This window comes from Rhizobiaceae bacterium (assembly GCA_023953845.1).
GTDB lineage: Bacteria > Pseudomonadota > Alphaproteobacteria > Rhizobiales > Rhizobiaceae > Arvimicrobium.
On record JAMLJC010000001.1, the window covers coordinates 3,211,938 to 3,231,315 of the forward strand.

At 66.2% G+C, this 19,378-nt stretch carries 21 protein-coding genes, 1 tRNA gene and 1 pseudogene; 21 read left to right on the plus strand and 2 right to left on the minus strand.

All coding sequences use genetic code 11. The features are described 5' to 3' along the window. Window positions 1-88 precede the first annotated feature (88 nt). From M9955_15660 to M9955_15705, 10 genes are read left to right on the plus strand one after another with little or no spacing between them, the layout of a single operon-like run. The gene (locus tag M9955_15660) at window positions 89-559 is read left to right on the plus strand and encodes a DUF1320 domain-containing protein (GenBank protein ID MCO5083079.1); all 471 of its coding nucleotides are present in this window, start codon (window positions 89-91) and stop codon (window positions 557-559) included. Next, a complete protein-coding gene (locus tag M9955_15665) occupies window positions 559-1,038 on the plus strand; it encodes a phage virion morphogenesis protein (protein ID MCO5083080.1) in 480 nt (159 codons plus the stop codon). Before M9955_15660 ends, M9955_15665 begins: the two co-directional genes overlap by 1 nt. Continuing rightward, a complete protein-coding gene (locus tag M9955_15670) occupies window positions 1,035-1,679 on the plus strand; it encodes a hypothetical protein (GenBank protein ID MCO5083081.1) in 645 nt (214 codons plus the stop codon). Before M9955_15665 ends, M9955_15670 begins: the two co-directional genes overlap by 4 nt. Continuing rightward, complete coding sequence (locus tag M9955_15675) at window positions 1,672-2,178, plus strand: phage baseplate assembly protein V (protein ID MCO5083082.1); 507 nt, start codon at window positions 1,672-1,674, stop codon at window positions 2,176-2,178. The genes M9955_15670 and M9955_15675 overlap by 8 nt, the downstream gene beginning before the upstream one ends. Window positions 2,179-2,187: 9 nt before the next feature. Beyond that, complete coding sequence (locus M9955_15680) at window positions 2,188-2,415, plus strand: hypothetical protein (GenBank protein ID MCO5083083.1); 228 nt, start codon at window positions 2,188-2,190, stop codon at window positions 2,413-2,415. Window positions 2,416-2,430: 15 nt separating this feature from the next. Next, window positions 2,431-2,841, plus strand: a complete 411-nt coding sequence (locus M9955_15685) for an integrase (GenBank protein ID MCO5083084.1) — start codon at window positions 2,431-2,433, stop codon at window positions 2,839-2,841. A gap of 9 nt (window positions 2,842-2,850) precedes the next feature. Continuing rightward, the gene (locus tag M9955_15690) at window positions 2,851-3,777 is read left to right on the plus strand and encodes a baseplate J/gp47 family protein (protein MCO5083085.1); all 927 of its coding nucleotides are present in this window, start codon (window positions 2,851-2,853) and stop codon (window positions 3,775-3,777) included. Next, window positions 3,774-5,000 carry a phage tail protein I gene (locus M9955_15695; protein MCO5083086.1) on the plus strand — a complete coding sequence of 409 codons (1,227 nt, stop codon included), beginning with the start codon at window positions 3,774-3,776 and terminating at the stop codon, window positions 4,998-5,000. Before M9955_15690 ends, M9955_15695 begins: the two co-directional genes overlap by 4 nt. A 2-nt stretch (window positions 5,001-5,002) precedes the next feature. Continuing rightward, window positions 5,003-7,348: a hypothetical protein gene (locus M9955_15700; GenBank protein ID MCO5083087.1), complete on the plus strand. Its 2,346-nt coding sequence runs from the start codon at window positions 5,003-5,005 to the stop codon at window positions 7,346-7,348. Window positions 7,349-7,350: 2 nt separating this feature from the next. After that, entirely contained in the window at window positions 7,351-9,321 is a 1,971-nt protein-coding gene (locus M9955_15705; protein ID MCO5083088.1) for a hypothetical protein, read from the plus strand. Window positions 9,322-10,066: 745 nt separating this feature from the next. Here M9955_15705 and M9955_15710 read toward each other — a convergent pair. Further along, window positions 10,067-10,153 (minus strand): annotated as a pseudogene (locus M9955_15710) (polymer-forming cytoskeletal protein). A 63-nt stretch (window positions 10,154-10,216) separates the two neighbouring features. Between M9955_15710 and M9955_15715 the strand changes: the two are divergent. Beyond that, a complete protein-coding gene (locus M9955_15715) occupies window positions 10,217-10,642 on the plus strand; it encodes a hypothetical protein (protein MCO5083089.1) in 426 nt (141 codons plus the stop codon). A gap of 141 nt (window positions 10,643-10,783) precedes the next feature. Here the strand turns inward: M9955_15715 and M9955_15720 are convergent, their stop codons facing one another. Continuing rightward, on the minus strand, window positions 10,784-11,308 hold the full coding sequence (locus M9955_15720) for an ATP-dependent Clp protease proteolytic subunit (GenBank protein ID MCO5083090.1): 525 nt from the start codon (window positions 11,306-11,308) through the stop codon (window positions 10,784-10,786). A gap of 182 nt (window positions 11,309-11,490) precedes the next feature. On the opposite strand from M9955_15720, the gene M9955_15725 reads away from it, so the two are divergent. The 10 genes from M9955_15725 to M9955_15770 all read left to right on the plus strand — a co-directional run bounded on the left by M9955_15725 (window position 11,491) and on the right by M9955_15770 (window position 19,269). Further along, window positions 11,491-13,320, plus strand: a complete 1,830-nt coding sequence (locus M9955_15725; protein ID MCO5083091.1) for a hypothetical protein — start codon at window positions 11,491-11,493, stop codon at window positions 13,318-13,320. 15 nt (window positions 13,321-13,335) lie between these two features. Beyond that, a complete protein-coding gene (locus tag M9955_15730) occupies window positions 13,336-13,887 on the plus strand; it encodes a phage major tail tube protein (GenBank protein MCO5083092.1) in 552 nt (183 codons plus the stop codon). Between the two features lie 9 nt (window positions 13,888-13,896). Further along, window positions 13,897-13,973 (plus strand) — tRNA-Met (locus M9955_15735). Window positions 13,974-14,204: 231 nt separating this feature from the next. Then, entirely contained in the window at window positions 14,205-14,714 is a 510-nt protein-coding gene (locus tag M9955_15740) for a hypothetical protein (GenBank protein MCO5083093.1), read from the plus strand. A gap of 23 nt (window positions 14,715-14,737) precedes the next feature. Continuing rightward, a complete protein-coding gene (locus M9955_15745; GenBank protein MCO5083094.1) occupies window positions 14,738-14,878 on the plus strand; it encodes a hypothetical protein in 141 nt (46 codons plus the stop codon). Next, window positions 14,875-17,307 (plus strand): phage tail tape measure protein, encoded by a 2,433-nt coding sequence (locus tag M9955_15750; protein ID MCO5083095.1) that lies wholly within the window; start codon window positions 14,875-14,877, stop codon window positions 17,305-17,307. The genes M9955_15745 and M9955_15750 overlap by 4 nt, the downstream gene beginning before the upstream one ends. Beyond that, complete coding sequence (locus M9955_15755; GenBank protein ID MCO5083096.1) at window positions 17,304-17,762, plus strand: phage tail protein; 459 nt, start codon at window positions 17,304-17,306, stop codon at window positions 17,760-17,762. Before M9955_15750 ends, M9955_15755 begins: the two co-directional genes overlap by 4 nt. Then, the gene (locus M9955_15760; GenBank protein MCO5083097.1) at window positions 17,759-17,977 is read left to right on the plus strand and encodes a tail protein X; all 219 of its coding nucleotides are present in this window, start codon (window positions 17,759-17,761) and stop codon (window positions 17,975-17,977) included. The genes M9955_15755 and M9955_15760 overlap by 4 nt, the downstream gene beginning before the upstream one ends. 3 nt (window positions 17,978-17,980) lie before the next feature. Then, a complete protein-coding gene (locus M9955_15765; GenBank protein ID MCO5083098.1) occupies window positions 17,981-18,994 on the plus strand; it encodes a hypothetical protein in 1,014 nt (337 codons plus the stop codon). Further along, a complete protein-coding gene (locus M9955_15770; GenBank protein MCO5083099.1) occupies window positions 18,991-19,269 on the plus strand; it encodes a hypothetical protein in 279 nt (92 codons plus the stop codon). Before M9955_15765 ends, M9955_15770 begins: the two co-directional genes overlap by 4 nt. Window positions 19,270-19,378: the final 109 nt, after the last annotated feature.

A 19,378-nucleotide genomic window follows, 5' to 3' on the forward strand; every position in this document is an offset into this window, starting at 1 on the left:
CGCCTCGCGTCGCGGCAGTGTGGCGGGAGGCGGCGAAAGTAGGGGGTAGCCGCCTCCCGATTTCCCCGACGCGAGATGACGCGAGGACATGACCAGCTACGCCACCCTTTCCGATCTGCAGTCGCGCTATCCGAACGAGCTGACGCTTCTGGCTGCGAGCGAGGCGACCGGCCTGCGCGATGATGTGCGCATCGGCCTGGCGCTCGCCGACGCCTCGTCGGAGATCCGCGCCATCCTGCAGGCCCGCTATTCGCCGGCCGATCTCGCCGCGCTCGACGCCCCGTCGCTCGATCTGCTCAAGATCTACTGCATGGACATCGCGCTCTACCGCATCTCGCTGTCCTTCACGCGGTCCAACGAGGCGATCAAGGAACGCTACGACGCCTCCATAAAGCGGCTGGAGGCGATCGCCGCCGGCAAGGGCGCGTTGACCGCCACGACGGGCGGCAATGGCGGCGGATCGGGTACCGGACCCGATGTCGGATCGGTCGGACAGAACGAGGTCGTGGTTGTGGCGCCGGAGCGCATGTTCACCCGCGAGCGGCTGGGGCGCGTCTGATGAGCGTCCAGATCGTCGTCGACGTCGGTGATTTCGACCGCGCCTTCCGGGCGCTGCGGCCGATCTTCGATTTCCAGCCGGAAGAGCTGATGTCCACCATCGGGGCTCTTGGCGAGAGCCAGACGCGACGGCGCATTTCCGAGGAGAAGACGTCGCCGGACGGCGAGCCGTGGGCGCCCAACCGGAAGGGCACGTCCATCCTGATGGAGTCCGGCCAGCACCTTCTCGCTTCGGTCGCCTGGACGGCCTCGGCCGACGAGGCGGTGTGGGGCGCCGCATGGGAGTTCGCCCATGTGCATCAGTTCGGCGCGACCATCGTGCCGAAGAACGCGGAATTCCTCGCCGTGCCCAACCCGGCCGGCGGCATCTTCCGGTCGAAGGAAGTCACCATTCCGGCGCGCGAGTTCGTCGGCATCTCGGCGGAGAACGCGGCCGAGATCATCGACGTCGTCACCGATCATTTCGGGGTGCTGCGATGATTGCTGCCCGCTCCCTCGGCCAGATGCTCGCCAGCAATGTGCTTTCCGACACGCAGGAGGCAATAGTAGCGACGCTGACAACGCTCCTGCCGGGCATCACGATCCGCAAGCATCCGGGCAAGGTGGACATATCCGAACTCGTCAACGCCTCGGTCGTGGCCGCGCCAGGCGTCGGCCTCGGCTGGAGCCAGGTGAAGTATGCCGGCATGGCGGACGGTTCTTTCTGCATGGCGGTGGGCTGGACCGCCTACATCGTCGCCGAGGCGATGGTGAACAATGATCGCCGCGTCGAGAAGGAACAGGTCGGCCTTGCCATCGGTACGCAGTTGATCAAGATTCTCTCCGACGACGAGGCGTCGTTCTGGAACCGCACCGGCACCCTGCCGATCGGCTTCAACGGCCTGCCCGAGCCCGAGCTGAAACCCTTCTTCACCATCCGCGACGCGGCGAAGGGCACGGCCTATTACATCGTCACCTGGACGCAGATCATCGCCGATGTCGGGGAGACGACGTTCCCGACTGCCACCGGCCGCGTCCGCTCGCCCGACGAGCCGATCATCGACTACGACAGCGAAGCCGATCTTGCGCATGTCGGCCACTGGATCCCGGCGCGGCAGGTTCCGGAGGACGAGGATGCGTGACCTCTACGCCTCCGAGATCCGCCGTCTGCGCCAGCACCTCGCGCGCGCCGAGCGGCGCATCGCCGTGTCGATGCTGCCGGGCAAGGTGAAGCAGAAGGATCCCGACAAGCGCCAGCTCCGCCTGCAGATCGGCACGTCTTCGAACGGCACGCCTGTGTTCGGGCCGTGGTCGCGCTGGCAGGAGGCGACGGCGGGTCAGGGGCGGTGGCATGCCGAGCCGGACATGGACGAGCAGATGGTGCTGTGGAGCCAGTCCGGCACGGTGGGCGCGCAGTCGATGGCCGTTCCCTCGACCTACGACAAGGACCACGGCGCGCCGTCGACCGCGTCGGACAAGGCCGTCTTCATGTGGGGCGGCGGCGGCTTCGAGGTCGGGGATTTCGGCGTCCGCTTCTTCGGCGAAACGCTGGAGCACAACGGCGTCTACATCGGCGAAGACCACGTCCACACAAACGTCATCCCCGGCGGCGGGCTTTCCGGCCCTCCGCCCGGAAGTTGAGGAGAACCCATGGAAAAGAAGCCCTATAAGCTGACCGAGCATGCCGGCACGCATGTCGCCGGCCGCCGGATCGAGGACCGCAACGCACCGCTCCACCTCACCGAGGCGGAGGCGGCCTACGAGCTGCAGATCATGGCGATCCGCCCTTGGCCGGAGGTGCAGGCCGCAACGACGGTCGAGCAGCGGCCCGCCGCACCTGCTGACGAGCCCTCCAAACCCCGTTCGAAGAAGCGTTGAAGGGCGTTTGAACGCATGGCGCAGGCCATCCGATACAGGGTTGACATCGACCGCAGGACAGGCGCGGTGCTCGTCGGCATTCCGGCCCTGCTGCAGGCGCTCGACGTCATCTGGATGACGAGGACGAACCTGCGCGTCATGCTGCTCGACTTCGGTTCGAATTTGCGCAGCTGGCTCTCGGAAGACCTGACGCCGGCTCTGGCGTTGCAGATCTACGGCGACCTCGCCTCGACGACGCATCGCTGGGAGCGCGAATACCGGGTCAGGGAGTTCCAGTTCGTTCGCATGAGCCAGACCGGGACGCTCGGTCTGAAACATGGCGGCCTGTATTACCCGGAAGGCAGGTTCGGCAATTACGACATCGCCATCCCGCTCAACGCCACGCCGCGCGATCTCGGTCGCTATGTGCCCGAGCTGGCGGCGTAAGGGGGGCGGATGACAGACTACACCGCCGAGACCCTCGACCTTTCCCGGCTCGATCTCGGGCCGCTGTTCGCCGTCGACTACGAGGCCTGGCTGCAGGCCCGCATGGCGAAGTATGTCGAGATATGGAACGGCAAGCGCGCGATCGACCCGACCCTGCCGGAGATCGACATGTCGCGCATCGAGGCGTCGACGCGGCAGATCATCCAGGAGGAATCGTCCGACGCGGACACCAAGATCATCGCCATGATCAACGATGCGGCGAAGGCCCTGCGCCTTGCCCAGGCGAACGGCGACGATCTCGAACACCTCACGGCGACCTATCACGGGACCCAGCGCGCGACCCTGATCGCCGCGAGCGGCAATGTCGCGGCCGTCATGGAGAGCGACGACGATCTGCGCAGCCGCGCCCAGCTCGCGCCCGAGGCGCTGGCCGACCTTGGCCTGACCGCTGGCGGCTACATCTATTTCGTGCGGACGGCCTTCGCGGCTGAGATCAAGGGCGTCCGGCCCATCCGTCGCGGCGGCGGCGCGGTGGAACTTCGCCTGCTCGGCCGAGCCGGCAACGGGCATGTCGACAGTCCGCTGCTGGCGGAAGTCATCCGGGCTTTCCAGCCCGAGGGCATGACGCAGTCGACGGACATCCTCACCGTGTTTTCGGCCGAGATCGACGAGCTGGTGCCGGAAATCCGGCTGCGCATCCCGCGCGGGCCGGATCCGGAGGAGGTCAAGGCGGCTGTCCGCAAGTCGCTGCTCGCCTATCGTGATGACGTCCACAGGATCGGCGCCAGCGTCTATCTCGAAGCGCTCGCCGCCGCCGCGAAGGTCGGGCCGGTCATCCGGCCGATCGTGCTGTTTCCGACCGCCCATGTGATCGGTGCTCCGGAGCGCGCTCCTTACCTCTCGGACTTCGTGCTGACGACGGAGGTGGCGTCGTGACCGTCTTCATCCCGCAGCTGCCGCGCCCCGGCGCGTTCGAAGAGACGCATTCGATCGTCAACGCCTGGTTCAAAGCCCAACTGGCGCTCTATGCCGAGGCGTTGCGCACGCTGTGGTCGCCCTGGGAATGCCCGGCGGACATGCTCGACGAACTTGCATGGGCGTGGTCGGTGGACTTCTGGCGTGAGTGGTGGCCGGAGTTCCGCAAGCGGCAAGTCATCGCAGAAAGCCGGGCCTTCCACCGCCTGAAGTCGACGATCGCCGCCGACCGCATGGCGTGCCGCTATGCCGATGCCGAGCTGATCTCCTACCATCTGCCGCGCGACGGCTTCGCGGTCGCCGAGGATGTGTCGCCGGAAGCCTACCAGGCGTGGATTGGTGGCCTGCCGGAGATCCGCATCTGGCCGCTGCCGCCCCGGCCGGCGGTGTGGGAACCGCTCGGCGGCGCGCTGGGCGAGGACCCGGCCTATGTCGCCGAAGAGCCTCTTGTGGAAGCCCGCTACGCCGAGCTTGTGCGCGGCGATCGCGCCATCCCGCTTGTCGTCTCCGGAGAGACGTATGGCCCTGATGGCGAGGCGCTGGACGAGATCGAGCGCGTCTCCGTTCCCATGGAGCCGCTGGAAACGGCCGGCGTCGACACCTTCGCCTTCGGCGATGTGCCGCTCGGCGCCAATCCGGTTTCCCGCCGCGTCTTCTCCTTCCGCTGGCGACCGGCCTCGCGCGATCCGTTCGACCTCGTTCCCGGCGTGCCTTCGCTGGTTCCTGTCGAGGCGCGGCCGCGCAGGGTGCCGATCCTGCGGCCGTATGAGGATCATCTGCTCGTCGTCGGCGACGCGCCCATGGAGAGCGCCCTCGACTTCGAGCCTGGCCGCGAGGACTACTATCTCGCGCTGAAGGTCGCCGATGGAACCGGACCATCCGGCCCGGAGCCGGGGCCGGGAGCCGTGGGCGTCGACCGGCTTGCCCGCGCTCCCTACACCAAAGAACTTTCCATCCTCATCTCGCGGCCGCCGAGCGAGGCCTTTCCCTTCACCGGCTGGGAACTCGCCGCCGATCCGCAGCCGATCGTGGACGATCTGCTCGAGGCCGTCGCCTCGGCGCAGGGCTTCCGCGACGAAGTCACCGTCGATCTCAACGTCCTGCGGCCGCTCAAGGTCGCCGATCTCGCCACCGTCACAGCCACCACGAAGATAGGCGAATACCGCCTCATGACCAGGAGATAGGCATGCACAGCCGTGTCGTACTTGAAGCCCAGCAGCATTTCCGCCCGATCGACATCACCAATCTCGGCGTCTTCCCGCAGGCCGGCGACGAGGCGCTGACGGAGGACTGGCTGGGCACGCTGCGCTATCGCGGCCTCGCCGTGGTGAAGGACGGCGCGAACAACGTCGTCGTCAGCCCCGGCCGCGCCTATATCGGGTTTCGCCAGTTCGCGCTGGAGGCGGTGGAGACAAAGTCGCTGGCGGAGGAAAAGCCGCTGATCTCCGGTCAGAAGCGCGTCGTCATCCTCGCCGCGCAGGGCCAGCCCGACGTACCGGCACCCGGCGTCACGCGTTTCGCGACCGTATCGGTGCCAAACGGCGAAGGCGGCTCGGTCAAGCAGACCACGACGCAGACGACGGCGCCCTATGTGAGCAACAAGATAGCCGTCGCGAAGATCGCCGGAGCGCCGTCGACGCAGGAGCAGGACCCGTCAGTGCCGGCGGACAACGTGCCGTTCGCCCGCATCGTGCTCGACATAGACGGTATCGTCACCGTCCAGCAGCTCACCGCGCATCGCATCAACACGCAGACCGAACTCGACGCGCTGGTGGCGCAGCTGCGGTCGCAGCTGGAGAACATCGGCGGCGAGGTTGCGGCGCTGCGCACCGATCTCGTCTCGCTGCAGAAGAACCAGCGCGGCAACGCCAGCCAGGCGACCATGGACGCGCTCATCTACGACGTCGCCACGCTGAAGGACGTCAACGCCATCGGCGACGCCGGCGCGCCCTATGCGCTCGACCGGTTCGAGAATGCCGACGAGGTGAACACCGCGCATCCGGATTTCGCCGGCCGCGTCGACGAGGGCTTCCAGCTGCCCTATGCCGCCGAAGACAAGGTCGCGGTTGCGCTCTTCAACGCCAACGACACGCGCCTGATGCATCAGAACGCCGGCCTGCTGTTCCCGGCCTATGACGCCGTGATCGGCCACGTTCTCCATTCCACGGGTCAGACGGCGCCGCTCGGCGGCAGCGTCACCCAGGAGATGGAGCTGACCAAGATGACGATGACGCGCGTTCGCGTGCGGCGCGGCACCTACTGGCACTATCTGCATCCGCTGCTCTACAACCGGCTGCGTTCGGATGCCGACATCGTCTACCGCGTGTTCCGCAAGGTCGGCGAGGCGCTCGCCTTCCCCTATGGCTACTACGTCGACCGCTATAGGTGGTGGAACCGCTTCTTCCGGCGGCGGGTCATCATCGACCGGGTGACCGAGAGCTACGACGTCTGGCAGAAGACGCCGGTCACCATCCAGGGCGTGATCAAGTCGCAGACGTGGCAGCAGGGCCAGCAGCGCTTCGTTCCCGCGATCCGGCTGCCGCTGTCGTCGTGGGATGCCGGAGCGTCGATCACGGTCGCGGCCTGCAAGACCAAGGCGAACGGCGAGCCCGATCCGACGCAGGTGCTGCAGACGGTGACCGTCACGGCGGCCGCCTTCAAGAAGTATACGCCCGGCGACGTCGAGACGATGACGCGCTTCGCCTTCCCGGTGCCGTTCTTCGCCGATCGCGGCCCGATCGCCTACCTGACGTCGGTCATGGGCAATGTCACCGTCCACATGGCGACGGGCGACCGCTTCCTGGGCGGCAACTTCTTCGAGAGCACGGACGGCGTCTTCTTCACCGGCTCGATCACGCAGGACATGGCGCATGCGGTCGAATACTGCCGCTTCCGCCAGACGGTCATGGACGTCCGGCTGAACAACCTCTCGCTCTCCGGCGGCATCCAGGGCGCGGACTTCATCCTGCCCGGCATCTTCCCGGACACGACGGCCACCGAACTGCAGGCGTTCAGCGGCGGTTCCTGGAAGACCATGGGGCAGTTGCCGGCCGACGAGAACATGGTGGAGACCGACGACGACGAGATCTTCGGCAACGGCACCACCGCCACCTATGACAGCCGGGCAATGCTGCACGGCACCGAATGGGTGATGCCGGTGCTCGATCTCGGCAATTCCGAGCGCACGGTGTTCCGCGTCGCCACGTCGAACCACTATGTTTCCGAGGTCCACCAGGTGCCGGCCGGTCCGACATGGGCGAAGGTCGTCGCCTCGGCGAAGGTCGCGGGCTACAACGCCGACCGCCACACCTTCACGCCCTACGTCAAGCATGGCGCGGCGCTGGGCTCGACGAAGAACGCGGACGGCGCGCCGACGGTCGAACCGATCCCCGGCACCAACTCGGCGCGGCTCACCTGGGAGTTCACCGCCGATCCGGATGGCAACCAGTACGAGGTGCATATTCCGGGCGTGACCGACAACATCGCGTTTCCCTTCTCGCACAGCGAAGTGTTCGCGAAGGTGGTTCAGTAGCGATGCCGCTCGATCCCGTCGATGCGCTGAACAACAGCGACGGCAACCTGCAGGAGGTGCTCGGCAGGCTGCTCGGCGATCTCCACCAGCGCATGGGCGCCGCAGAGACGAAGGTCGGCGCGCTCAGCGCCAACCAGTCGACCGTCGTCGACGGTCTGGTGGCGGCGATCACGCAGAACTTCTCCGAGCTGTTCACCTCGGCCGACCAGCTGGTGACGGCGATCCGCAACGCCGAGTTCCTCTCGGCGGCGACGGAAACGCCGATCTCCTTCACGGTCGGGCTGGAGGCGACGCTGCTGCTCGAAGCCGGCGCGAACTTCCCGTTCAAGCCGACCTCCGTCGTTGCCCTGACACTGCCGGAAAACACGGAAGACTACGCCTTCGCCAGGGTGCTGGGCTGGGTGCCGTCGACGCGCGAGCTGTCGATCGAGATCTTCGCCACGGCCGGCGCGGCCGGCCCGCACACCGGCGTCACGGTCGAGATCGCCGCGATCGACACGCTCGCCATCCAGACGATGCGCGACGACGTCGCGGGCAAGCACGCCGCGATCGTGCCGATGCACGCGGCTGTTGCCGCTGCAACGCCGCTTGTCCTGCAGGCCGCTGACGAAGCCGGGCAGGCGAGAGACGATGCGCTTGCAGCCGCTGCCGCTGCTGCTCTGTTCGATCCGTCGAGCTACTGGACGAAGGCGCAATCCTACTCGGCCGCGCAGGTCGACGCGTTGCGCAGCTTTGATCGCGACCCGCTCGACCGCATCGCCATCCAGCCGGTCAGCTATCTCGACTTTTCGGGCGACTACGCCATCGCCAGCGGATGGTTCACGCGTGGCGGCGCGGCGCTGGCTCGCAAGGTCAACGGCCTGCTGGCCTCGGTCGCCGCCAACACGCTGCGCATCGACCACGCCCAGGGCAAGGTCAAGGGCGCGCTGCTGGAGCCGGCCGCGACCAATCTGGCGCTGCACAGCCAGGACCTTTCCAACGCCGCGTGGACGAAGGTGCGGTGCTCGATCTCGGCCAACACCGGGCTTGCCTCGGACGGCACCACGACGCTCGACAAGATCGTAGAGGATGGCACGGCCGGCAACACCCATGTCGCCGAGCAGGGCGTCAATTTCGGCGGCGCGGGTTTCAAGACCATCAGCGTCGAGGCGCGGGCCGGCGAGCGGACATGGTGCTACCTGTCCGCCTACGACAGCACGGCGGCCGGCGTCTGCGGCGTCTACTTCGATCTCGCCAACGCGGTGAAGGGGACCGTCGTCTCCGGCAGCGGCGACATCGAGCTTCTCGACAACGGCAACTGCCTCATCAGCGTGACCGGCAACTTCGCCGCCGGCACGGGTGGCGTCGACATCTTCCTTGCGTCCGGCGACGGCGCTGCCGTCTACACCGGCAACGGTGCCTCGGGCGCTTTCTTCGGGGAGGTGCAGGTTGAGGCCGGGCCGGCGGCAACCTCCCGCATTCGCACGACGACGGCGACCGCGACCCGCAGCGCCGACGTGCTCACCATCGCAGGAACGGATTTTTCCGAGGACTGGAACGCTCTGGAATGCAGCGTCGTCATCGACTTCGAAGTGCGGGCCGCGCTCGGCGCTGCCGTCGCCTACATCTGGTCGATCACGGACGGCACCGGCGCCAACATTCTCGGCCTGCGCATCAACGGCGCGACCGGCAATCTTGAGCTGATCGTGCTGCTTTCCGGTGGCGCGGAAGCCTATCTGCCGGTCTCGGCCGTGACGCCGGGCCAGCGCCATCGCGTGGCGGCGTCGTTCAAAAAGGACGCCTTCCACGTCTCCCTCGATGGCGGCGCGGTCCATTCCGACACCGCCGGCACGATGCCGGGCGGTCTCAGTCAGGAATGCTTCGGCCATCTGAACGGTGGCTCGCATCTTTATGGCGGCGGCTACATCCGCCGCCGCGCCCGCTACGGCAAGGCCATCGCCCCGGCCGATCTTCCGAAGGTATCCGCGCTATGAACCTGATCGCGACTGCAAAGCGGGCCGGGCTGTTTTCGCCCGGCTTGTGGCAGAGGCTCTTCGACACCTATCGCAAGACGGAGACGTTCTCGCAGGCCGAAATCACCGCCATCGTGGCGGCGTTGCCGATCCTGCAAGTCAACGAGTTTCTGGCGTCGGGGACATGGAACAAGCACGCCGATGCGACCATCGTGCTTGTGGAACTGATGGGTGCCGGCGGGCCGGGAGCGGCCGGCGCTGCCGGCAACAACTCCTCGCACCGGCCTGGCGGCGGTGGCGGCGCGGGGGGCGAGCGCACGTTTCAATTCTTTCTCGCGGCTGACCTGCCAGGCAGCGTTTCGATTACGATACCGGCAGCGCCAGCCGGCGGCGTGTTTGGCGTCAGCGCCGGCGTAGGCACCACTGCCGGCGACGCTACGTTCGGCACGCTGCTGCGGGCTTGTAGTGGTATGCGCGGCAGCAACGGCGCCTCCGTCAACAACAACACCATAAAGTACGATCCGGCGTCTCAGGAGGGAGTGGGTCCGCAAGGCCCCAACGGCGACGCTTCGGCGCTCGCCATCTATTTTGGCAAGTTCGGACAGCGCGGCGGCCCGAGTGGCGGTGCCGGTGCCGGCGTCAGCACGGCAAGCGCTACAGGCGCTGGCGCTCCAGGCGGGTCCAACAGCAATTTCGCCGATGGTTCCGGGGCGGCAGGCGGCGCCAGCGGCGGAGGCAACGGCGCAGACGCGGCCGGCCCGCTGATCGGTGGCGGCGGCGGCGGCGGCTCGACAGGCGCGCTCGGCGGCAAGGGCGGCAACGGCGGTCGGGGTGCTGGCGGCGGCGGTGGCGGTGCGTCCCGAACCACCGGCGGCAACGGCGGCGATGGCGGGCCGGGATGGGGACGGGTGATCCAATGGTAAATCGCAAAGCAGTCATCAACGCGGGCGTGGTGGAGAACGTCATCCTCGCCGACGACGATTTCGAGCTTCCGGGGCGCGTGCTTGTCACCCTGCCGGAAGGCTCGATCGTCGCGCCGGGCTGGACCTATGACGGCGAGGATTTCACGCCGGGTGTGCCGGTTGCGTCAGTGGTTCCGGATCGCGTCACCTCACGACAGTTCAAGCTCCAACTCCTCGCTTATCCCGCGATCGGCGAGGGCGAGACGCTGCTAGACGACGTCGAGGCTTGGATCGCGACGCAGAGCCGGGCCGTGCAGGTGGCCTTCGCCAACAGTGGCACCTTCGTGCGCGGCGAGCCGATGATGCAGGCAGGCTTTGCCGCTCTCGGTTTTGATGAAGCGCAGGTCGACGCGTTCTTTGCCGCTGCTAGCGGTTTGTAAACCATTTGGCAAAGTGTTGCTGCGGGCTTTGGACCAAACTCTCGTCGGCTCGCGTTCTAGAGCATCTTTCGACTTTGATTATGCCGGAAAGGGCTGTGGCACATGGGTGCAAATTGTATCTCGCCGAGTGGTGCTGGAGATCTAAACCCACCAACGCACAGAGTCAGCTGGGATAGCGGCATCGGCGATCTCGGTGGCGATGTTGCTTTCAACGGCGGCCTTGGCGTCCAGCACCAGAGCGCGGCCCGCGAGGTTTTCCGCGATGTTCAGAGGAGTTTTGGCTTTGGGGGTCCGCTCCGCGAAGATGTTCGCGTAGCGCTTGGCGTCAAAATCCATGCTCTCGACGTACTCGGCTAGGCGGTCGTGGTCGACCGGACCACCGTTGAAGCCCCAGTGCATCGGGTGGATCTTCACCTTTCCGTGGGGAACAATGACGCGCCTGTCAGCAGCAAGGAAGAGAATGACAGCCATTGATTCTACGTTGCTGATACCGTGCATTGTCAGAGGCACCGGAAGCGACCGAAGGAAGTTATAGGCCGCAAACCCTTGGTCGTTCGTTCCCCCCTCGCAGGACAGGTAGATGGTCATTTCCGTCGCGCCGTTGTTCAGCGCGGATAAGGCGCAGTGTTGCAGAGCGCCCAATGTGTCGGACGATATAGGCTTCATAAGGTGTATGGTGTGCAAGGCCACGGCAAAATCCCTCTCGATTGCCAGATTGTGATTAAGCGGGCATGATCAAGGGATTCTAGCCGCTCGACAAGAAGGGCTGACAGCTGTCAGCCACATGCCATCCTTCCGACCCTGCCAATGTCCGGTGAAACCTCGTCACCGTTCCGCAGGGTCTTTTCATGCCGGGTGCAACCACTGACTTCGTCGGCGTCCGCGTATTCTCGAATCTTTCGGGGACGCTCGCCAGGATCGACACGCGCGACTCGACCGTCATCGGCCTGACCGGCCCGATGCCGCTGGCCGACGCCGGCATCTTTCCGCTCAACACCCGCGTCCGTTTCGCGACGGACGATGCTGCGAAGGTCCTCGCCATGGGGGCCTGCCTTCTGCAGGACGCGATCAAGCAGATCGGCTCGGAAGGCATCGTCACCACCGTCCAGGTGGTCCGCACCCAGCATTCGTCGCTGGTCGACGCCAACGCGAAGCTCGCCGCCGAGATGTCGGCCATCGTCGGTTCGGCCGCGCTCCACACGGGCGTATGGGCGCATGCCAACGGCGACCCGGCCGAGGGCGCCTATCCGGGTCTGCTTCTGGCGCCCGGCAACACGACATTGCGGCCGACCACTGGCGTCGCCGGCATCACGCTGGCGGACGGCGGTGAGGATTACACCGAGGCGCCATCGGTGGAGATCGTCGGCGGCGGCGGCGCCGGCGCGTCCGCGATCTGCTCCATCAACGAGGCCGGACAGGTCGAGGCGATCGCCATCTCCAATCCCGGCATCGGGTATCAGAACGCCGCCGCCAAGGCGACCGGCGAGATCACCTTCGTTTCCAACCCGGTGGCCGACACCACGGTGACGATCGCCGGCACGGCCGTCACCTTCAAGGGGTCTGGCGCGGCCGGCAATCAGGTAAATATCGGCGTCGATCTCGCGGCCACGCTGACGGCTCTCGCCGTCATGCTCAACGGCTCGGCCGACGCCAATCTGGTGACCGTCGACTATGTCGCCACCCCGACCAGGCTGCAACTCACCGCCGCCACTGCCGGCGCGGCGGGCAATGCGATCGCCTTCTCCACCACCGTGGCGGGCGCCACCGTTTCCGGCCCTGCTCTTGCCGGCGGTTACGACGCACCGTCTGTCGTCTTCTCGGGCGGCGGCGGCAGCGGCGCGGTGGCCACGCTGACGCTCGGCACCGTCCGCAACCCGGTCATGGTGGCGATGGATGCCGTCTGCACCCGTCTCATCGACTGCAAGGCGATAGGCGACACGCCGACGACAAGCGTTGCGGCGGCGCGCGAATGGGCGGCGGACTTCGCGACATCCTACAACGTCATCGCCATGTATCCGGCGGCGATCGTCAATCTCGGCGCCGGAAACGTCACCCGGCCGCTGTCGCCGCATGTGGCGGCGGCGACCGTGCGTCGCGACAAAGAGGCGGGCAACCCGTACAAGGCAGCCTGGAACCGGCCGCTGCAGGGCATTCTCGGCACGTCCAAGCCGGTCGGCTACACGGACGGCGACATCTCTTCCGAGGCCAACGTGCTCGTCCAGGGCGGCGTCGGCACGGTGATCGAGGGCAATCTGCTATGGGCGCCGTTCACCACAGCGACCGACCCGACGACGATCGGCTACCGCTCGATCAAGGTGATCCGTACCCGCCACGCCGCCGACAAGGCCATGCTGCGCCCGATGCGGAAGTACATGTCGAGCGACATGACCCCGCACGAGGCAACGCAGGTGTTCCTGTCGGGCGACGCGTTCTACAGCGACCTCAAGGCGCTGGGCGCGATCATCGAATACGAGTGGCTCTGGTCTCCGACCATGAACCCCGGCGCGCTGCTGCAGGCGGGCGCCATGCGGGTGAAGGTGCGCTACGCCGAGACGCCGGACCTGGTCGACCTGCAGATCTACAGCGAGACGATGCCGGAGGCCTACGACGCGCTCGCCGCCGCCATCGCCACCGCCATCAACGCACTCGGCCGCCCCAACATCCGCGTCGCGGCCTGAAGCTAGGAGCTTTCCATGGACAATATCATCCGGGGCGCGAACTGGTACGTCGACGAGATCAACATGCGGCTGCGCGCCGAGTCGACGAAGCTGCCGGTGCTGCGCCGGGACATGGTTCCATTCGTGCTGGGCGGTGGCTATTTCAGCCTGGAGCTGCCGGCCGAGATCGCCGCGCTCACGGCGGAGATGTCGGTCAACTCCACGCCGCCCGAGGTCCGCTCCCGCTTCGGCCGCGAGCCGGGCGACTGGACCACCGTGACCTACTACGAAAGCCTGCTCAACGCGTTCCCGAACAGCGCCAACGGCACCTCGACAGGCGCGACGACGGGCGGGCCGAAGCTGAAAGGCCGTGTCGTCATCCTCAAGGGACTGCTGAACGAGGTCGAACAGCCAGGCGTGAAGGGCATGAAGGCGGACGGCCCGGCACGCCTGCGCTGGTCGAGCATCATCCAGTACCAGGACGTGGTCGACGGAACGACCGTCCACAAGTTCGACGTGCAGAACAACACGCTGATCATCAACGGCGTGAACTACACGGCCGAGCACAACAGGATCATCGCGGCCTAGCCGCGGTCTCGCGGGGTAGCTCAGCCAGGTAGAGCACGAGGCCCATAACCTCGCCGTCGGCGGTTCAAATCCGCCTCCCGCAACCAGAATAAAAGGGGAAGCCGCTGCGCCCCGACTTGAGCGAGAGGCCGGATCTGAGGATTGCGGCCTACCAGCGGACAGCCGGGCGGGAGACCGGCACGTCGAATACCCAGAGAGGGCGGTCTGGTACGGCTCGCGAGGCTCCCAGCACTCTTTGAGGACCGGCCGAAGGGGTGCGCATCCCGGTGCCGTGTAGGGACGATAGTCCGCCGCCCGAAGCTTTTACGCGAGGCCTCATGACCAAGAAAACCGCTACCGTCCAGACGCCGGCCACCGCCGATCCCAACGGCCCGACCGTCGCGGAAGAAATCCCGCTGCCGCCCGAGCATATGTGGGCGGAGTTGGACAACGCATCGAAGCGGGTGCCGGCCGCGCCGCAGAAGCCCACGGCCGAAACGCCGGCTCCGGACGAGAAAAACCCCTCACGAGAAATCGCCCAACTGGAGTTCGTTGGCCGCAAGCCAATCGAAACTGTCCCGCTTGAATATCCCTTCCTCCTTGCAGGAGAGACCATCTCGGAGATCAGAGTGCGACGCTTGCCGATCGGTGAGGTGGGCGACCTGATCGACAGCCTTCCGGCTGGCCGCATCGACAATTTCGAGATCTACGCGGCTATGACGGGCCTGCCGGCGCCGGTGCTGCGCGGGCTTGTCGACGTCGACGGCGAGAAGGTTACGGGAGTTTGCTGGGATTTTTTGCCCCGCGCGTTCCGGCCGGCCCCGCCGCCGGCTCCCGCGTCATCATAGACCTTCGCGACTGGCGGTCGTTCATGGCGCGCATCTCGGCCATCTTCCACACTCCTCTCCCGCAACTGCTCGCAATGCGCTGGGACGAAGGGCTCTTGTGGTGGCCGTTGGCGCGTGACGTCCATGCCGAGACCTTCGGCCTCATGGCGCGGGTGGAGAGATGAGCGATCTCGACGTCTCACTGCGTCTTCGTCTGGTCAACCAGCTTTCGCGTCCCGCCGAGGAGGCAGAGCGCGACCTGAAGGAGCTGCAGCGCGCCGCCGAACGGCTGGGTCGGACGCGCGGCAGTGACCAGTTGGGCGCGGACATTCGCAAGGTCGGCGCTGCGGCAGCGGACGCAAAGACGAAGCTCGGTGGCATTTCAGAAGAGACCGAGCAACTGCGCCAGAAACTCGGACGACTGAACGCCACGCGAGGGTTGGATGGCCTCAAGCAGGATGCCGGCCATGCAAAGCAGGCGATCGCCTCCATCGGAACAGAAGCCGACGAACTGCGACGGAAACTGGGGCAGATAGGGGACGTCGGGTTCGCCGAACTCAAGCAGGACGCGGCAAGCGCAAGGCAGGCGATCGAGAATATTGGGACTGCCGCCAGCCAGGCTTCCGGAAAAATCGAGCTGCTCGACGATACTTCAGCGCTTTCAAAACTGCGCGATGAGGCAAAGAAGACGGAAGACGCGATCCGCAATATCGGCGCCGGAGGCCAGCCGTTGCTTAATGATCCGGCGAAGCATCCAGCAGGGCGTGGTGTTGGCGCGCCGGTGCATACTCCGGGAACCGGCGGCGCATCCGATCCGACCCATACACCCGGGTCCGGCCGAGCCGGACGTGCGGCCGAGGGCTTCGCCGACAGGTCGGGTTTGGACGCCTACGTCCCGTTTGGCGTATCCGGGAGCTACGCTGCGGGCGCGGGTATAGCCGCTGGCGGTGTTGCCGCCTATCGCGCGACCAAAAAGTACGCCGGATTCGACCGCGAGATGCGCATGCTCGGTAACGCGGCCGGGGTAAAGCAGGATGACGTTGAAGGCAGCATCCCAGAGCTCCGCGCGATCGCTCAAGAGATTGGCGTGCCGGCTGATGACATTCTTGAAGCCTTTCGATCCCGCGTCACTTCTACCGGGGAATGGCGCGGCTCGCTCGACCAGATGAGGGATATCGGCAGGACGGCCAAGACCTCCGGCGCTTCCTCCGAAGATGTGGTGAACACTTTCCTTGCCGCCGAACGTTCCCTCGGTTTCACGCCGGACAAACTCAGCAAGGCCTCCGATATTATGATCGAAGGCGGCAATAGCGGTCAGTTCGAGATGCGGGACATGGCCAACTATCTGCCTGGTCTGCTCTCGCTCGCTGGCTCCAAGGGTTATCAAGGTGAAGGCGGTCTCGCGAGCCTGATCGCGTCGCTTCAGATTATCGCTCGTCGCAGCGGCGGAAACGACAACGCGGCGCGCCAACTCGGTGAGGTTCTCGGCAAGATGGACGCCGAGGAAACGGCGAACAATTTTAAGGATTTCAAGGTCGATCTGCCGAAGCGCATCAAGGACGGGAAGGCGCGCGGCGAGGATCCCGTCAACATCGTCCTCGACGCTGTCGAGGAGGCCATCAAGGGCGACAAAAGCAAGATCACGAGGCTCTTCCGCGAGAAAGATTCGCAGCTCGGCATCCTGAACCTACTGGCTGACAGGGAAGAGCGCGACCGGCTCGCTGAAGACCTCCAAGGTGCAAGCGGCGCGACGGAACGCGATTTCCAGCGGGTGAAGGACGATCCTCAAAGCCGCTTCGATCGCGCCGATAACGCGCTCAGCGATGCCTGGATGAAATTCGGTGCATTCATCGATCGGATCGGCGGAACCAAGGTGCTTGAGGGCTTCGCCAACGTTCTCGACATCATGTCCGCAGACACACCGGGGACCGTCGGTAATCTTCGCAACCTGCTGGGCCTCGCGCCGAGCGAAAACTCGGATGATCTCGTGGCATTGCAAGGCCGGCGCGATCAACTCACCCGAGATCTATCCGAGGTGAACATAGGCCCTCAGTCGGGCGGTGCAGGCTTCGAGCGCGCCGCACTGATGGCCGAACTGGAAGAGGTCCTCAAACAGATCGCGGCAGAGACTGCCCGTTTGAAGGCCATCTCTGACGCAGATCCGGAACTTGGCCCGGTACCAGGTCGCGGCGCGAAGCAAACGTTGCCCGCCACCATGCCGGTGCCGCTCGGTAAACCTATGGGGCCGGCCGCCGAGCAGTCGATGGAGAGCTACAACGACGCGCTCCAGGCCCAGGGACAGGAGGCGATCGGTATCGCCCAGGGCATCGCCGATAGTATCCGCGCCATGCTGGGCTTCACCGTCTCGCCGACCATCCAGCCCCGCCTCGTCGGGCCGAAAGGCGGCGGCGGGCAGGCCGGTGGTGCCGGCAATGGCGGCGCGCCTCGTGGCACAGGCGGCAGGCAGACGGCCTCGTTGGCTCCGGTGAACAACTACAACATCCGGACGTCGAATCCGCAGGTCGCGGCGCGGCGCGTCCAGGCCGAGCAGAACCGCCAGGTCCGGCTCGCGCAGTGGAACGCGATCGGCGACATGGGGAGCGCCTTCGGATGAGCGTCTTTACGCCAGTCGGCGCGCTGATCTCGATCGGCGGCGCCGTCCTCTACACGGTGGGCGGTCTCAACCCGCAGCGCATACGCAAGTCGAGCGAAAGCCGCGTGCCCGGCCATCCTGTGCAGGGTGGCATGGAGTATCAGAAAACAGGCATGGGCGAGCGCGCCGTAACCATCGAGGCGCGTACCCTGCCGCAGATCATGGGCGGGCTCGACGCCTACGCCATCCTTGAGGCGCAGCACGAGATGCAAGCCGAAGTGCCGTTCATCCGCCTGCACGGCAACTATCTCGGCATCAGCGGCGGCTTGGTCATCGTCCGCTCTCTCGACGCGGATGAGGAGCAGTTGCACCCGTTCGACGGCGTCGGCCGCATTGTCGATGTCACCATGGACCTGCTGCAGCTGCCCGGCCTCGGCGGCATCGCTATACCCGATCTCAGGACCTTGCTGCGATGAGAACCTACACCGTCGAGGCCCTTGAGGGCGAGCGCCTCGATCGCATCGCCCGCAAGGTTTACGGCACCGAGAAGAACGGCACCGTGGAAGGCTTGCTCGCCGCCAATCCGGGGCTTGCCTCCCACGGCACCATCATTCCGCTCGGCACCGTCATCCGGACGCCCGTTGAACTGGCGGTGAAGCCGGCGACAACCTACCAGCTGGCGTGGGAGTAGGGCATGGCGCGGAAGCCGATCGTCCAGATCCTGACGCCGAGCGGTGCCGATCTCGTCGGCCGCCTCGGCAGCAACCTTGCCGGCGTCACCATCGTGGATCAGGCCGGCGGCGAGAGCGACACGATGGAGATCCGCGTCCGCGTTCCGATGCCCGCGCCGGCCGGTCCTGCCAAGGGCATGAAGTATGCGCCGCTTGTCGGCTGGGAGCTGGGCGGCATGCGGCCGTCCGGCGTCTACACCGTCCAGACGACGTCGCTCGGCGGCGATCCGGACAGCGGCTACGAGATGACCATCTCCTGCCGCGCGGCCGACTTCGTCGACAAGCTGAAGGAGGTCGACAGCGAGCATTTCGATGAGATGACCGCCGGAGCCATTTTCTCGCGCATCGCGGCCAGGGCCGGCACCACGGCGATCGTGGATCCGGAGCTGGCCTCGATCCAGATTCCTTACCGGCTACGATGGAAGGAGCCGGCCGGCGAGTTCGCCGAGACGCTCGCCCAGGAGCTGGGCGGCACGATCAAGGTCGCCGGCGGCAGGATGGCCGTGCTCAAGCGCGGCGCGGGTCGGGCGGCTTCGGGTGCGCCGCTGCCGCCGATCCGGATCGACTTTGCCTCGTGCCACCGCTTCGACGTCTCGATCGAGCAGCGCGGCCTGTTCGCCGAATCGGATGGCGGGTGGTTCGACTTTCAGGACGGCATCGAGAAGCTGGAGCAGGGCAAGGGCCTCGGCTCGGCAAGCCGCTATCTGCCGGTGCACATCTTCTCGACCCAGCCGCAGGCGAAGCTGGCGGCCGACGCCAGCGGTCGCGAGGAAGGCCGCAAGAGCATCTCGGGCAGCTTCGACGTCGCCGGCAACCTCTCCGCCACGGCCGAGGCGCCGGTAATCTGCAGCGGCTTCGGGCCGGACATCGATGGCGCCAGCATGGTGGCCGCCTGCGTCACCCACGAAATCACCTTCGACGAGGACGGGGGCTGGATCACGACCGTCGAGGTAGAGGCGAAGGAGAGCAGCCAGTGAAGGCGATCAACGAAACGAATTTCTGCCATATCGAGCAGCTGCCGGATGGCCGCCGCATCCTCTTCTATGCGGAGCATGCAGGGGACGACATCATCATCCATCAGGTTACGCACTGCGCGCTAGGCACGGTCGATATCAAGATCGAGGGGAACGCCGATCGGATCGAAGCTGCTTGGCCGCCGGACTACCCCGCTCGCGCCGCAGGCGTTTTGGACAGCCTGCAGGAGATGGGCCTCGTCCAAAAGATCGAGACCGAGGGAACCGACATGATTTGAATGCAGCGGAGGCCGCGTCGTTTCGCGGCTGCGGGTCCGGCGCCAACCAAGGCCCGCATGGCTAGCTCAACGCATCATCGCCACCCCGGCGGCCGAGGCCGCAGCGGCA

What these genes read in the sequence shown, in the direction of transcription:
- M9955_15660 (MCO5083079.1), top strand. Translation starts at nt 89, where the DNA reads ATGACCAGCTACGCCACCCTTTCCGATCTGCAGTCGCGCTATCCGAAC.
- M9955_15665 (MCO5083080.1), top strand. Translation starts at nt 559, where the DNA reads ATGAGCGTCCAGATCGTCGTCGACGTCGGTGATTTCGACCGCGCCTTC.
- M9955_15670 (MCO5083081.1), top strand. Translation starts at nt 1,035, where the DNA reads ATGATTGCTGCCCGCTCCCTCGGCCAGATGCTCGCCAGCAATGTGCTT.
- M9955_15675 (MCO5083082.1), top strand. Translation starts at nt 1,672, where the DNA reads ATGCGTGACCTCTACGCCTCCGAGATCCGCCGTCTGCGCCAGCACCTC.
- M9955_15680 (MCO5083083.1), top strand. Translation starts at nt 2,188, where the DNA reads ATGGAAAAGAAGCCCTATAAGCTGACCGAGCATGCCGGCACGCATGTC.
- M9955_15685 (MCO5083084.1), top strand. Translation starts at nt 2,431, where the DNA reads ATGGCGCAGGCCATCCGATACAGGGTTGACATCGACCGCAGGACAGGC.
- M9955_15690 (MCO5083085.1), top strand. Translation starts at nt 2,851, where the DNA reads ATGACAGACTACACCGCCGAGACCCTCGACCTTTCCCGGCTCGATCTC.
- M9955_15700 (MCO5083087.1), top strand. Translation starts at nt 5,003, where the DNA reads ATGCACAGCCGTGTCGTACTTGAAGCCCAGCAGCATTTCCGCCCGATC.
- M9955_15705 (MCO5083088.1), top strand. Translation starts at nt 7,351, where the DNA reads ATGCCGCTCGATCCCGTCGATGCGCTGAACAACAGCGACGGCAACCTG.
- M9955_15715 (MCO5083089.1), top strand. Translation starts at nt 10,217, where the DNA reads ATGGTAAATCGCAAAGCAGTCATCAACGCGGGCGTGGTGGAGAACGTC.
- M9955_15720 (MCO5083090.1), bottom strand. Translation starts at nt 11,308, where the DNA reads ATGAAGCCTATATCGTCCGACACATTGGGCGCTCTGCAACACTGCGCC.
- M9955_15725 (MCO5083091.1), top strand. Translation starts at nt 11,491, where the DNA reads ATGCCGGGTGCAACCACTGACTTCGTCGGCGTCCGCGTATTCTCGAAT.
- M9955_15730 (MCO5083092.1), top strand. Translation starts at nt 13,336, where the DNA reads ATGGACAATATCATCCGGGGCGCGAACTGGTACGTCGACGAGATCAAC.
- M9955_15740 (MCO5083093.1), top strand. Translation starts at nt 14,205, where the DNA reads ATGACCAAGAAAACCGCTACCGTCCAGACGCCGGCCACCGCCGATCCC.
- M9955_15745 (MCO5083094.1), top strand. Translation starts at nt 14,738, where the DNA reads ATGGCGCGCATCTCGGCCATCTTCCACACTCCTCTCCCGCAACTGCTC.
- M9955_15750 (MCO5083095.1), top strand. Translation starts at nt 14,875, where the DNA reads ATGAGCGATCTCGACGTCTCACTGCGTCTTCGTCTGGTCAACCAGCTT.
- M9955_15755 (MCO5083096.1), top strand. Translation starts at nt 17,304, where the DNA reads ATGAGCGTCTTTACGCCAGTCGGCGCGCTGATCTCGATCGGCGGCGCC.
- M9955_15760 (MCO5083097.1), top strand. Translation starts at nt 17,759, where the DNA reads ATGAGAACCTACACCGTCGAGGCCCTTGAGGGCGAGCGCCTCGATCGC.
- M9955_15765 (MCO5083098.1), top strand. Translation starts at nt 17,981, where the DNA reads ATGGCGCGGAAGCCGATCGTCCAGATCCTGACGCCGAGCGGTGCCGAT.